The following is a 14,244-nucleotide window of genomic DNA, read 5'->3' as shown; positions in this document are numbered from 1 at the left end:
GCCCTTCTTCGGACAGCCATGACCCGTCGATGCAGGTGGCGGCCTGGCTGGGACGCGCGGCGCTCTAATCACAAGGCTCGCTGGCCTTCCCTCCGATGGAGCCGTTCGCGATCCCAGCGACCCGCGCGGGTCCCAGTCTCATCCGGAAGCTCGAAGGCTCGGAACTTTCTCAGGGATCACCGCGCGGGCGGCTCGAACCACGACCAGCACCCTGCCGCACCCGCCAACACGGCGGAGCGCATCTGCCGGAACCGCCACCGACCATGTCTAGTCCCAGGAGATGCTTGACGTTTTGGTCCCAGGACATGCTTGACGGATGCTCTAGGAATCATGGGGCGGCCTTGCGGGGCCGGTGAGCCTTGATGCTGCGGACGGGCTGGGTGGTGGTCCGCCGGACGGTCCGGGTGTCGTCGTCGCCCAGTTCGATGGACAGGGTGGTGTCGGCGACGTGGATGGTGACCACCCGTCCGGCGTGCAGACGGCCCAGAGCGACCTTCTGCCCGGCGACCATGACGACGCCGGTGTTGCTGGCCCGCCGCTGCACGGTGATCGGCTCGGTCCGTGGCCGGGGCGGTGGCCCGGCCCGCCGCAGCCCGCGCAGCGCACGGACCCGATCGGGAGTGAACGGGTTGGGCCGCGTCCGCAGCAGCTCCCGCGAGTGCAGGTCGAAGAACATCAAGGTGGCCGGTTCGATCCGGATGCCGCCCCCGGCGGCCGCGCAGGATCTCGGCGGCCAGCACCAGCCGGCCGCCCAGGCCGACGTTGCCGTCCTTGTTGACGGTCCGGTCGACCTCGACCGCGTCCCCATTCTCGGCGGGCGGCAGCGGCGGCGGGCCGGCTGCGCGGGCCCCGCGGGCGGCCAGCGTGGTCAGGTCGGCAGTGGACAGGTGCGAGCGCACCGACTTGATCCGGGCCCCGGCATTGAGTAGGTGAATGACATCGGTATCGGCCCAGAACGTCACCGTGACGCCCGCCTGGGCGGGGCCGAGCCAGAACTGGCGCCCGGCCACGAACATGTTGCCGCTGGCCGGGACGGTCCGATCGAACTCCACCGCCCCGCCGTTCCACACCTTGATCTCGGCGGCGGCCGCCACCGGCACATCGGTCGCGGCGGGTTCGGGGACACCGGCCGGTTCGGTGGCCGCTGGGACGGCGGCCAGGCGGATCGCGGCGGGCAGCCGCAACGGCAGCAACTCCTGCTCGTCTTGGGCGGCCCGGGTGTCGAACCGGTCGGCCGGGCAGGCCATCCCCAGCGCCTGATGAGGACGGAGCGTGTCGTAATCCACCCGCCAGGCCGCCACCGCCTCCCGGGCCGCGGGCAGGTCATCGAAGGGCACCGCATCATCCAGCAGTTCACGCCGCATGCTCTGATGGAACCGCTCGACCTTGCCCGTCGTGGTCGGTGAACGCGGCTGAGTGAGCCGGTGCACGATGCCGTTGTCGCGGCAGATCCGGTCGAACAGCACCTCACCGCCCCGCCCGAACCGGTCGGTGAACTGCTTACCGTTGTCGGTCAGCACCTCGGCCGGCACCCCGAACTCACCCAACGCGGCAGCGAAGGCCAGGCACACCGCCCGCCCCGTCGCCCGCGGCACCACCGAGGCGATCACACAGAACCGCGAATGGTCATCGACCCCGGTCACCACCTTGCACTCGGTCCCGTCCGCCAGGAACACCCCGCCGACGATGTCCATCTGCCACAACGCCATCGGCTCATCACGCTCCCAGCGACGGAACTCCGCCCGCCTGCGCCGCCGCCGGCCCGGCTCGATCAGCCCATGCCGCACCGGCGCCCGATGCACACCCATCCGCGAGGGCACCGGCTCCACACCCAGCCGGGCGATCTCGTGCACGATCCGCAGCGGCCCCCACCGCGGATGCTCCCGCCGCAACTCACACACCACGGCCTCCACCCGCGCGCTCATCTGCCCAGGAGAGGACACCGGACGCCTGGACCTGTCGGCCAGCCCCGCCAACCCCTCGGCGCGATAACGCCGCACCCACGCATGCACGCTCTGGCGCGACACCCCGAACCGGGCCGCCACCTCGGTCACCGGCACACCCGCCTCGACCTCCAGCACAGCCCGATACCGCTGCTCAACCACCGACAACTCGACCAGGGCCAATCCCGGCCTCCCTGACACGCGACGCCCGCAAACGAACACGCGACAGCCAAGCCGAACAGGCACCTGTCAAGCATCTGCTGGGACAGAGGTGTCAAGCATGTCCCGGGACAGCACAAACCGCCACCGACCACCCTGATTAGAACTTTTTCCACGTCTTCAAGGGCGCCCCGCGTTGCGGGGCGCCGGGCGGCCGACCGGCCCCGGGCCGGGCATGCGGCCTCTGCGGGCCGACCCCCGTCCCGAACCGACCGGCCGCCCACACGGCACACCATGAAGCGGAGCAAGCCTCATACCGTACGCTTCTCGAGCCGAGTCATCCCCAGCCGCTCGATCGGCTCGGGCGATTACGGCCGATTCAGTGCGGCTGTGCCAACTGGTACCAGAACCGCAGCAACATCCACTGCCCGCTCGCCCTTACAAAGCAAGTAGCGATCGGGGCGCTGGGAATGTCAGTAGTTTGTGGACACTATCTGGGTGCCAGATTCTGATCTTATTCAGAGGGTTCGTTACTGTGGGTTGGCCCCTGTTCGGACTTCTGGTCCGGTGTGGCGCGGGCCGACAGAGGTGGCCACATCAGTCGGCGATGCGTCCGTCGGAGACTGGCATTGTCGCGGATGCGGGCCGCTATCATCCCAACCTCCCTATGCCACAGGACAGCTATACAGGGGATGCTGACCGCGACCATCTTGGTCCCCAGCCGGGTCAGGCGAACGCTCCACACGGCCTTCCACTTGGGATACGGCCGCCGGTCAGGCGGGAGCGTTGGGATGATCTCATCCCAACGCTGCTGGATCTGGCGTCGGTCGGTGGCCGATAGCCCGCCCCTGCCCAGTCGTGCGGCCAATCTGTCCAACTCGTCCTCGTCCCCCGGAACAGCGAACACTGGTCCGGTTGCCGTACAGGACAGCGGTTTTCCATCAGCTACGTTATAGAAGCCCGACTCGCCCGGTTTGCACGACTCACCGGGGTGTGCGAACCCGATCGTGGAGGCATCCTTGATCTCATCGCCCATCACGCCGCCCTGCGAAAGGGATACGAAGCCGACCACGAAGAGGCCTGCGCAGCCGTATTTGGCGATTATCACCAACAAGCGAAGTGAACGACGCATGCCCCTACCTTCGGCAGCGGACCATATCCGGTATTAAACATTCTGGTACGGTGACAAGGGTAGCGAGGCATGGCCGGGACCTGTCCCGAGACAGCCCATCTCCACATTAGGGCGCCGCGACGGATAAGGCCGTGACGATCGCAATGGGCGGTTGCGCGCCGTACGGGGTTGGGGCGATCGACTGCCGCCCCCGCTTCCGTTCCTCGGGCTGTGAACGGCCCTGCGGTACCGGTCGGGTTACTCCCTATCACGGTGGTTCTCTCGCAGGTCAGCGCGACTGCTGTACAGCACAGAAGTACAGCGACACCGCCGTCGGCAACTGTCGTGATCACACGCCATCACACATCGGAGCAAGGTGAGGCGGCGCCGACCATGATCCCACCGAGAGTCCGGGACGAAGCGTCGGGTATCCAGCCGAGCCGGTTGAGCGAATCCGAAGCGGGGTCTCGCGACCCCCAGCCCCCGCGAGTGTGCCGTTGAGGAGAGAAGGACCCAGGTCAGACAGGGGCGTAGTGTCATTAAGGACGGTGATCAAGGGTCAATCGCCGCTACTTGCGATACCCACGAATGCCAGGTCGGGAAGGGTGACGGCCGAGCCGCGATGGTTCCCAAGCCGACAGCTTCGTCTCGACGGCGAAGCCCCACGATCGCCACTGCGTGATTGAGCACCGCGCGGGGTTGAGGGCGATCGCTGCCGCGCGGCTTCCGAGACTCACGTGTGCCGCATGTCGTGGAAACGCATCTCGTCGAGTCCCGCCGCTTCCCTGATACGGCCCCAGCTTCGCCGTAGGTTGTCCGGCTCCATGGGCGTGCCGAGGCGGGACGGGAACACGAGCCCGTGATCTTGGCAGTTCGACCAGGCGTCCAAGGCTTCGGTCTGCTGCCGGATCTTGTGCTCGCACAGGGCCGTGATGCAACAGCGCCGGAAGGGGAACGGCCCGCTTGGAGTCGTCTGTCTTGGGCGGGACGAAGCGCAGCGCTCCCGCGACCCGTTGCAGTGTCTGGACCACTTCCAGCGTGGCGGCTTCGATGCCGCTTTCCTCGCAGCGCTCGCACGCTTCACCGTCGAGTGTGCCGCCCTCGCCGCCGCACGCCCAGCAGGGCACGAGCTTGACGTCCTCCCACCACAGGCCGAGCAACTCCCCACGCCGCAGGCCGAGGCCGAGCGCCAGGACGTACAGCGCATAGAGCCGCCCGAGCAGCCTGGAGCACGTCGCGCGCCTGGTCGACGGTGAGCCCACGGCGCTGGGCACGGCTGGTTCAAGATCATGATGTGAGGGCGGGTGCCGGGTCGGTTTGGGAACGTGTGCGGGCCCGGAGGAACCAATGCGCGGCGATCAATGGGATGACGCCGACGGGGTACCAGGCAACATCAATGAGGTCGAACTGGGCGCCCAGCAGCTGACGCGCAAACCAGCTGCGTTGGGAGAGTGCCGCAGGTATGGGGGTGAGCTGTGCGAACTCGATGAACCAGCAGTATGCGATCGCGGCACTGCCGGCGGACAGTGGGGAGATCAGCGGCCATATGCAGATCACTATCGTGTAGACGATGGCCGCGGACAAGGCGGCGCCTGAATATTGTTCGATGGGCCCGTCCATCGCGGCACGGATTGCGAAGGCCGCGACTGCAAAGCCAGCTGCCGAGACCACCATCAGCAGCCGAATCCAGCGCACTACGAGCGACATGACGCAATGGTAGGCGACAGCGCAACTAAGGTGGCAGCTGGTCTGCTGAGCTTGGACGCGCCGCAACCGCATCGTTTCCCATGCCGAAACGCGACCCGATGAGTCTTTCACTCGGCGCGAACGCCACCAAGCAGCGCGTCCAGGCCAGCTGCTCGACGAGATCCGCTGGGCGGGACCACATACGAAGCTGCGGGATATGCGCGGGATGGTTCGGCGGCCACGGGGCGCCGATATCGGTTTCCGCGCTGGTCAGAGGGGGAGTGCCCTGAGAATCCCCCACGGGCTGTAAATCCGACTGCCCAGTCGGGCGGACCCGCCCGGTAACACTGGTGAGCCAAGCCCTCAAGGGCCGACGGAGGCCGTGAGCGAGCGAGAAGTACCGCAACAGAGTCTTACGAGTGCTGGCACCGGCGACCGAGCGCACATGGTTCTACCTGCGATGACGGTGGTGATCGTGGGGCGGCCGGTCTCTTGTGAACAGAAGGTCAGGGGTTCAAGTTCCCTCGTCGGCCCCACGTCGAAGCCACCTCAGTTGCCGGAAAGGTGCTACCGCGGTGCCGGCAAGACCCCCGCCAGGTGTACCGCTCATCAGTGAGCGGGTGGTCTGGGCATGGCGTCTGGAAGAGCCCAGGCCGGTGGTCCGACGCCGCGGATCCTCACGGTTGGGTTGATCAGATATAGGCGGTACACCAGGTCCCGGAAGTCCGCAGAGACGATTCCGGTGATTCGGCCCTTGCGGAACCCCTGTGACGTGGGTCAGGGAGGTAGATCACGGCCTGCCACATCCGAAACCCTCCGCCGTTCCAGCGGACCCGTGCGAGGCCGAATCCCCCGCGGGCGACTGCGGAGACGCTGATCTCGGTCAAGCACCGCACATCTACATCGATGTGCTGCCCCAGTCCGGTGACGGTCAGACGGCCATCGCTCGACAACACCACGTCCCGTTTGAGGATGACGTTCGTGACAAGAATCGACACAACGACCACGGTCGAGGAGGTCAGGTAGGACGGAGCCAGCCAATACAGCGGAAGCAAGACAGACGCCACCACAACCGCGACGACCACAGAGATACCCACCGGCAGGTAGGCCCGATAGTGAAGAGAAGTCCTGCCCGCGTTGCCACTCTGTGTCAACGGCGCCCACTCCATCAGGTCTGGGACCCCCGAAACATCAGCCTGACATCCCACAGCACGCTCGACAATCCCCGGTTTCCTGGGGTAGGAGGTGCGTACCTGATGTGAGCCGAAATTGCGTTCCTGGTCGGCTTGTCCTCAGATTGTGAGGGCTCGCGGCGTACGCTGACTCCCCGGCCCGGTTACCCGGTTACCGTCGAAGCATGGACGCGGCGGAGGTGAGTGGACAGGTCTGGCGGGATCAAGTGCGCCAGCGGGGAACCGTCTAGCCTCGATCTTTCACAGCGCCGGTTGGGTCGTGTGGCGGCCTGACCGGTTTGTGTTTTCTGGTGGTGGTCAGGTCGGTGGCCCGGATGTCGCTCCGGGTGGGCGGGGTTCCACGGCCCCTGGTTCTCCTTCCTGGGTTGTGGGGACGGTTGGTGCTGGTCAGCCGGGGTTGGGTAGTGCCGCGAGGCGTGCGAGGGCGTCAGTGATCAGGGTGGTCCAGGGCCAGTGCCGGGCGATGCGCAGGATGCGGCGGCGTCCGGTGGTGACCAGCCGTCCGGCGGTGTGCAGCAGCCGCAGCCGCAGGCGGCGGGGTTCCCAGCGGCGGGCGGGGCCGGTAAGGGCGAGCATCGGCATCCAGGCGAGCAGGTCGAGGGCGAGTTGCACGATCTCCAGCCAGATCTGGTTCTGCGCGGTGTCGTGCAGGGGGAGGTTGCGCAGGCCGGTGGCGCGGGCGGCGCGGACGCGGTCCTCGGCCCGGGCGCGGCGGCGGTGCCGCAGTTCCAGTTCGGCGATCGGCGTGCCGGGCGTGTTGGTGGCGAAGCAGGTCAGGCGCATGCCGTCGGCGTCGGTGAGGCGCAGCTGGGCGCCGGGGTGCGGGCGTTCTTTGCGCACGATCAGCCGCATCCCGGGCGGCCAGCCGGCCAGCACCCGGCCGCTCAGCTCGGCCACCCAGGCGCCGTGGCGGATCCGGCCGTCCGGCTCGAGGGCCGGGGTCCAGGCCGGGTCCGGGATCTGCAGGACGGCGGCGTGGATGGACTCGGTGATGGTCATCCCGACCGAGTAGCCCAGCCACCGGCCCCGCGCGGCCAGCCACTCGACGAACCCGTGGGTGCCGCCGGCGGTGTCGGTGCGGATCAGGGTGCGGCGGCCACGCCGATAACGGGCGGGCAACTGGGCCAGCGCCAGCTTCGCTGCGGTGATGTGATCGGCGGCGGTGTTGGACCCGGCGTTCCCGGGCCGCAGCAGCCCCGCCACCGGCTCCCCCGATCCGCCGGGACCGTGATCGACGAACGCCATCAGCGGGTGGTGGCCGAAGGTCTTCTTCCAGGTCGGGGCGGCGTCCTGCTTGTCGGAATGCGCGATCACCAGCACCCCGTCCACATCCACGATCACCTGCCCGCCGGTGTCCGGGGCGGCGTCACCGGCCAGCGCCCACACCCGTTCACGCACCTGGGCACGAGCCCGGCGCAACGCCCTCAGCGCCCGCTCACCGCCACCGGCCAGGACATCGATCAGACGGGAGAACGTCGGGTCGGAGGCCACCGGCCCGAACAACCCCGGCTCGGCACGCAGCATCGCGACATCGGCCAGGCAGTCACCGCCCAGCGCCACCGCCAGCGCCATATCCATCACGATCTTGCCCGGATCATGCCGGGCTCGCGGCCTGCGCCAAGGCGCCAACGCCGCCGAAAGCGCGCCGTCCAGCCCGCTCTTGCGGACCGTTTCCACCAGCAGCACGGCCCCGGCCTGCGAGACCACCCCGCGACCACAGCCATCGACGCCCACACGCGGGTATGACCCGATACGCTTGCTCACCTGAAAAGTGCCTTCTGGACTGGTACGGACAGGACCTTCGACAAGCCCTATCCTCCCAGCACAGAGGCACTTTTCTTATCTAAACGGTCACTCCCGGCCCATCGCCCGGTGAAAGCCCGAGGCTAGCGGGACCGGGCGGCCTTGGCTCGTCTCATCGAGTACGACGCTGACCCGTTCGAGGTCGAGTTGTACGAGCTGGCAGCCGACCCGTAAACGTTGCTCATCGACCGCGTCCAGCGACGCCGAGCCGGACAGCACGAGCGACACGTCCGTCGGTTGAAATACCGAGGTCGACGAGCCGGAGACTGACAGCAACAGCAGCCAGCAGCCCCAGGCACGAACGCACACCGCCAGCCGTACAACCTCGGCCGACTCCCACCCGGCAGGGGCGTTGCTATGGCTGAAAAGCTGAAGGTCGGCGGTTCGGCCCTGCCCCTGCCCACCTCTCTGAACAGCCAAAAGGCCCGGACCGTGACCGGTTCCGGGCCTTTTGACAGCAGCCCTGACAGCGAAACGACCGTCCGCCTTGCGGCATCACGGTCGGCATGGGCCACTGCACAGTGGCCGCCTGACCTCCAAGACTCTCGGCATGCGCTGATGTCGCGGCTCGTCTGGATCCCGCCGCAGTCGTCTGGATGCGGGCGTTCGGCCGCGATGTTGGACTGACTCTGCTCGTACTGGCGTCGGTATCGGCGTCTGGCTGTAGCCGAGGCCGCATCAACGGATTTCCGTCTGACATATGCTGTGCGCATGATCGAGAGAATCGAGTGCTCCGTCCGCCTGTGAACGAGACCCCCGAGCCCGGACTGCTCGGAAATCAGAAGAGCCTGTACGAACACGCTCTGCAGCTTCACCGCCTCCATCCCGATGTCGCCCTCTCGGAAGACGGCAAGCCCTATCCGGACAGCGGCCTTCATCGCACACGGAACTCATGGCCACGCGACCAGCGTCGCCAAGGCGCATCTGCGGCCGCCCTCCTGGACGCCTTCTTCGCCCGCCCCGACGCCACACCGGATGAACTGGTCTGGGCCTTCCACGACGTGGACGTCCCCATCCACCGCAATGACCACATCACTGCCGCCGCGCTGCGCGCCGATCGAGAACGAGCCCAGGAAACCGGCCGATGGCTGGTCCGCCACAGCACCGACCGATGCTCCGCCCTGATCGGGCCCGCACTACTCGCCGCCGATTGGGACGGCGACATCGACCTCATCCGACACATCGGCCTCTTGTCAGAGACATTCGGCCCACTCGCCGCGATTGCATTGAAACGGCGCAAGGCTGGAAGCGAGTCACTCCTGTGGCTCGCCGAACGAACCGCCGGCTGGGGGCGCGTCTACATCGTCGAAGCCCTCTGCCAAGTCGGCAGCCGTTCAGCCCGTCCCTGGCTCCTGCGCCGTGCCTTGGACGGCGATGCCCTCAACGGCTACTACGTCGGAGACGTCGCACTTGCCGCCGACGTCCACGAGGCGATCACAGCCAACGATCCCGACGACGAACTGATCGACCACACCGGCCGTCTCCTGCACATCATGGCCGGCAACAGCGGTATGGGCATGACCTGGAACGGCTACCACTCGATCCGTCGTGTCCTCGACGCCCACGTCACCCACCTGGCCCGCCAGCACCCCACCCTGGACCGCTACTTCACCGCTGCCTCCATCGCCCACCACCTCCTCAAAAGTGACCTCACCACCCCGAACCTGCCGCCAGACCACCGGACCGACCTTCTGAACCGCTATGTGGCCGTCCTCCACCACGAGGACTGGTCATCAATGGCCCGCGCAGCACTCGACCCCACCGACGAATTCACCGCCTGGTTCCTGGAAACCATCGCCCCGCGCCTCCGACTGCTGAGCTGACAACCGCTACTCCTGAAAAGCGGCAGGTCGGCGGTTCGACCCCGCCCCTGCCCACCTCACCGAGCAGCACAAACGCCCCGGAGCCACCAGGCCCCGGGGGCCTGTGACAGCGACCGGGCTCGTATGCAGCGACTGACGTGCATCCTTTGTTGAGTGCCGTTGTTGTACAGCAGCGGGCGCACTGTCGCACACGGGTCTCGAGACCGTTGGAAACGGGACCGGCCCCGGTCGTGGTGCGTGACCGGGGCCGGAGCATGCGCGCTGTCAGTCGGCGCAGATGGCAAAGACGCTGATGCCCACGTCGTTGTAGCCGTCCTGGCGGCCGAGACCGATCCAGCCCCGGCCGTCGTCGGTGGGGAAGGAGCCGACCAGGATCGCCCGGTTGCCCCGGGCCTCGGCGCCACCGCCGAGAACCCTCTTGGTGCCGGGGCAGTAGAGGGTGCGACGCTGGAAGTTGGGGACGTTCGCGTTGGGCAGGGTCACCAGCTGCCAGCCCGGGGGCAGCGCCGTCGACTGCTTGGCGGGCGCCTGTGCGGGAGATCGGGCGGGCTGGGCGCTGGCGGCTCCGGCCGTGGCCAGGCAGGCCCCGGTCGCCAGGACGGCGAGGGTGAGGGCGGTGGTCCGCTTCACACGCATCTGCTCTCCTCTGGTGGGTTCCCTGTGCCTCAGGCGTTGACGGTTGCCACTGGGACGCCGGCGATCGTGACACCAGTGAACGTGAGAGACGAGGGAAGGTCAGTGTTTCGTACACGAAGAGTGTCCATGGAACGACTCAGCGTTTCCATAGCTGCTTGCAATCACTTAATTACGTTGAGTGCTCATAATGCAATTACGGAGGGTGTCTGATGCCTTCCCAAGCCGTTCACCAGCGGTAATCACCAGGGGGCAGAGAACCGCTGTCCTGATCCGGCCGCCGTTGGCGGCCTCAGATCGGGCTGGCGACACCATGGCCACACTCACTCCCCACCGAATGCGCCGGGTGACCCGGCCGGGACAGAGCTGCTCGAGGCCGCCGCCTACGGGACTGAGCCCACCCACGTACGAACAGCGCGCTGCCCAGGGACGGCGCGTGAAGCGCCGGGACACTGGCCCACGGCACTCCGCCAATCAGGCGACGAGGTTGTACTGCCTGGCCCCGCAGCCCGCGAGGTCACCGTTGCTCGCTCGCTGGCACACCTCGATCGACGAAGTACGTCCTTCCTCGAACGGCAGGTTGTAGGTCTCGCTGTCGACCGGCCCTTCGTGCGGGCACTGTCGAAGGTGCTGTAACACCAACCGAGCCCGGCTACCGCAGCCCGGACTCCGGGAGTCGATGAGTCCCTTTCACCGGCTGGGCTCCCCAAGTCCACCTGTACGGCGCCCTTGTCGTCGCTGTCGTGTTCTCTGAACTACCGATCTGGCTTACGGCGTGCGAAAGAAGCGCTTGCCAAGCCTCACAGACCGGACACTGACCCATCTCACCCCAGGTGGCCCGGCTATGGGGGGAAGCGCAGCCTTGCCCGACCGTCGTCGTGGCCGGCGCGCTCCCCGCAGGGTAGGACCAGGTTCGTACAACAACATCGGCGCACAGAGGCTTGCCGCATGCTGTTCGTCTTTGACTCAGAGCGTGCCGCGAGCTCCCTAGTGGGCGGGGACAACGCCGGGCAGTGGTCCCGTTGGTAGGACCCGTCCATCCCCTTGGCCAAAGCCCGCTACGCCCAGTGCCAGGCTGCAAAGGATGAGGAACCGGACAAAGAGCACCGGATGCTGCTGGCAGGACATCAAGGCAGAAGCACGTCGTCGCAACCCTGAACTGGCTGTCCCCGAGCAGCAGACCCAGGCTCGCGCCGAGCTGGACGCTTATGTCGACGGCCACCACCTCAAGGAACTCCGCGGACCATCGGCAAGACGCAAGCCGAGGTCGCCGCGATCCTCGGCGTCTCCGAGTCCCGCGTCTCTCAGATCGAGAACGACGACCTCGAAGCCATGGAACGGGAAACGCTCCGCGCCTACGCCACCGCACTTGGCGGTCACGTGGACGTCACCGTCAGCGTGGGGTCCACTCGATCAAGGTCGCCTGACAGCATCGACCGGGGGACGGCAACGTCGACGGAGCGGCGGCGGGGTGGTGGCCAATTCTGACAAGCGGAAGGTCGGCGGTTCGTCCCCTTATGCGCCAGGTTTGCCCAGCGGAAACGCTGGACGGTCGTCAGCAGGTTCCACCGCCCGTCTCAGCTGGGCCCCGCGGTGGCGATGTCCTGCCGCAGCACCGCCGTCATGTGCTGGTACCGCTTCCCATAGCTCCGTGCGGCTACTTCTGGCCTCGATCGCGGCGTGCTCGGGAACGCCGAGTTGCAGCAGCGCCATCGCTGCGGTGTGACGGGGGTCAAGGGTCCACCCGGGCCGTACTCCGGTGACGGTGAGCAGGCTTCCATTCGTTACGGTCCATCGTCGGGTCGATCGGCCGACGGTTCTTCTGAGCGAACATCCGCTCACTGTCTTCCCATACCGTGCCGACGTGCTCGCGCTCCCGGCTCTGTTGCGCCGTTCCTGTAACGGGTTCCCTTCTGAATCACGCGTGATCAGCGCCTCACGAACTCAGTGACCTCCGCCCTCCTCAATGAGCGGGCACCGACACGCAGACCATCCTGGTGTCCTCAAGGGCCTCGACGACCCCCGGCGCCTGCTCCGGAACGTGCACGAAGTCGCCTGCGCGTACTGTAACGGCGTCGCTCTCGGCGCCCACTCGTAGTGCTCCGCTGAGCACCACCCAGACCTCCGCGTAGGAGGCCGGCAGATCGGCACGCGCCCCCGCGTGGAAGAACGCCGAGTAGGCGCTCATCGACCCGCCGGCCTCTTTACCGAGGGCGGGCGCAATGAGGATCCGGTCGCCGAAGCGGACGGCGTCGTCGCCGATCGCCGAGCTGAACCTGCGGGCCCGTGAGGGCGTGACAGCCATGCCGCCACCTCTCTCCCTGCGTAGTGGTCAGGCGTCGAGCTCGGTCGCGGCGACGACGTGCACGGGCGGCGCCTGGATCCCGAGCTCTCGTGCGATGGCCGGGATGTCTGGATCCGCGAGGAACCTGTCGTAGTCCTTCGCGTCCCAGTCGAAGACGGACCACACCCGGTGCGCGTCGTCGGGATCGAAATAGACCCGGGCGGCCCGGCAGCCGTGCTCCCGCCGCTTCTCCGCACCCACGGTCTCGAAGACCTCCAGGAACCGATCGGGGTCGGTGACCCTGGCGATGGTGACGATCACTACCTGCTCCTAAGCGCCGTGGACGACTTCCCGCCAGTCGATCCGGACCCTAGAACCTCGACTCTGGTTGAGGTCAAGTGTCGGCGTCGGCGCCCCGAAAAGGGACTCTTGGGTTCGTGCGGACAGTCGCCGCGGACCTTGATCGGGCTCGTCATCGCCTGACGGTGACTACGCCAGTTAGCGCCGCTCGACCCGCGTCGCAGATCGCTGCGCGTCACACTGAGGGGCTCAACCGTCAGGCCGTCTCAGTTCTGCTCCGTTTATGCTGTGACAGGCGCTGGCCGATGGTCCATTGACCAGGGACTCAATCTGACCGGCACTGCCCGGAACGGTGGTCCGCAGACCTGAGGAGAGCGGAAGACCGACGGATCGCCCCCGCTCCTTCCGACTCACCAAGCAACACAAACGCCCCGGAGGCACAGGGCCCGGGGCGTTTTGACGACAACGTCCTCAGCCGAGGCATCCTCCGTCTCCGCAAGACCGCCCGCTTGTCGTCGAGCGGGGTATGCGCGTAGATCGTCATGGTCACTTCAATGTCGCTGTGCCCAACGATCTCCCGGACGACGTTCGGCGCGGTGCCCAGGTGCAGGAGCAGCGAGACGCCGGGGCGCGGTCAGGTGGCGTCACCCAACTGTTCAGCCAACCGCTCTAGGCCACCCTTGATGAGCTGCCCATACTCGTCGTCGCCAAGTGCACCGATTCCGGCGCGCGCCTGCTGGAGGTGCTCACGAGCGCGACCGAAATCGTCCAGCTTGCGATAGCACTCGCTCATATTGAGGTGCAACGACGGATACAAGCCAGCCACTGAAAGCGTCACCCCAGCTTGCGCCACCCGCTCATCGGTGACCAGATCGGCGGCGGCAAGCGCCCGCATGTCCCACATCAGCTCCTGGTGCACGTCGTCCTGCACGTCGGCCATCGCATGGGCAAGGACACAAACATGCAACGGGTCGCCTTGCTCGCCGCCGATATCGTCCCAGATCTGCGCGAACAACTCGCGAGCAGCTTCACGCTGACCTTGGTGGTGATGCAACTCCACCCCCTGTCCGATCCGTATGATCGTCGGGTCGGTGATCATTGGCGACTCCTTATCAGCGCTGCAGCCGCAGCCTACGTGCCTGACGCAGCTTAACGATCTTCAAGGCTCTGGCCGGCCAGTTCGCTCGACAACCCCAGATAGCGATGGCGTCCGGGAGCCGCAGATGCTTGCACCCGGCGGTCCAGACCCTTCCAAACCAGCGGCCACACGTCTCTTAGCAATCACTTGAACACGTTAGGTGAATAGTCG

At 66.9% G+C, this 14,244-nt stretch carries 9 protein-coding genes and 1 pseudogene; 2 read left to right on the top strand and 8 right to left on the bottom strand.

The genetic code is table 11. The annotated features are described in order from the left end of the window. Positions 1-328 precede the first annotated feature (328 nt). The 4 genes and pseudogenes from ACZ466_RS24025 to ACZ466_RS24010 form a co-directional block, all read right to left on the bottom strand. A pseudogene (locus tag ACZ466_RS24025) lies at positions 329-2,111 on the bottom strand (IS481 family transposase). A gap of 2,389 nt (positions 2,112-4,500) precedes the next feature. Beyond that, positions 4,501-4,920 (bottom strand): ribosomal maturation YjgA family protein, encoded by a 420-nt coding sequence (locus ACZ466_RS24020; RefSeq protein ID WP_378293018.1) that lies wholly within the window; start codon positions 4,918-4,920, stop codon positions 4,501-4,503. A gap of 1,559 nt (positions 4,921-6,479) precedes the next feature. After that, positions 6,480-7,856, bottom strand: a complete 1,377-nt coding sequence (locus tag ACZ466_RS24015; RefSeq protein ID WP_378293550.1) for an IS1380 family transposase — start codon at positions 7,854-7,856, stop codon at positions 6,480-6,482. Positions 7,857-7,943: 87 nt separating this feature from the next. Beyond that, positions 7,944-8,204: a hypothetical protein gene (locus tag ACZ466_RS24010; protein ID WP_378286209.1), complete on the bottom strand. Its 261-nt coding sequence runs from the start codon at positions 8,202-8,204 to the stop codon at positions 7,944-7,946. Positions 8,205-8,638: 434 nt separating this feature from the next. Here ACZ466_RS24010 and ACZ466_RS24005 point away from each other — a divergent pair, with 434 nt between their 5' ends. Further along, positions 8,639-9,718 carry a hypothetical protein gene (locus ACZ466_RS24005; protein WP_378286208.1) on the top strand — a complete coding sequence of 360 codons (1,080 nt, stop codon included), beginning with the start codon at positions 8,639-8,641 and terminating at the stop codon, positions 9,716-9,718. 264 nt (positions 9,719-9,982) lie between these two features. Here ACZ466_RS24005 and ACZ466_RS24000 read toward each other — a convergent pair whose 3' ends face one another. Then, positions 9,983-10,354: a hypothetical protein gene (locus ACZ466_RS24000; RefSeq protein WP_378286207.1), complete on the bottom strand. Its 372-nt coding sequence runs from the start codon at positions 10,352-10,354 to the stop codon at positions 9,983-9,985. A 1,242-nt stretch (positions 10,355-11,596) separates the two neighbouring features. Here ACZ466_RS24000 and ACZ466_RS23995 point away from each other — a divergent pair. Next, positions 11,597-11,839: an XRE family transcriptional regulator gene (locus tag ACZ466_RS23995; protein ID WP_378286213.1), complete on the top strand. Its 243-nt coding sequence runs from the start codon at positions 11,597-11,599 to the stop codon at positions 11,837-11,839. Between the two features lie 475 nt (positions 11,840-12,314). On the opposite strand, the gene ACZ466_RS23990 is transcribed toward ACZ466_RS23995, so the two are convergent. From ACZ466_RS23990 to ACZ466_RS23980, 3 genes are all read right to left on the bottom strand, one after another. Then, positions 12,315-12,656, bottom strand: coding sequence for a cupin domain-containing protein (locus ACZ466_RS23990; RefSeq protein WP_378286206.1), 342 nt, complete (start codon positions 12,654-12,656; stop codon positions 12,315-12,317). Positions 12,657-12,683: 27 nt separating this feature from the next. Then, a complete protein-coding gene (locus ACZ466_RS23985; RefSeq protein ID WP_378286205.1) occupies positions 12,684-12,956 on the bottom strand; it encodes a hypothetical protein in 273 nt (90 codons plus the stop codon). Positions 12,957-13,569: 613 nt separating this feature from the next. Beyond that, positions 13,570-14,034 (bottom strand): hypothetical protein, encoded by a 465-nt coding sequence (locus tag ACZ466_RS23980; protein ID WP_378286204.1) that lies wholly within the window; start codon positions 14,032-14,034, stop codon positions 13,570-13,572. Between the last annotated feature and the right edge of the window lie 210 nt (positions 14,035-14,244).

This window comes from Actinomadura rugatobispora (assembly GCF_055379765.1).
The sequence above is the reverse complement of the archived record's forward strand: the minus strand, read 5'-3'. Positions and strand labels throughout refer to the sequence as shown.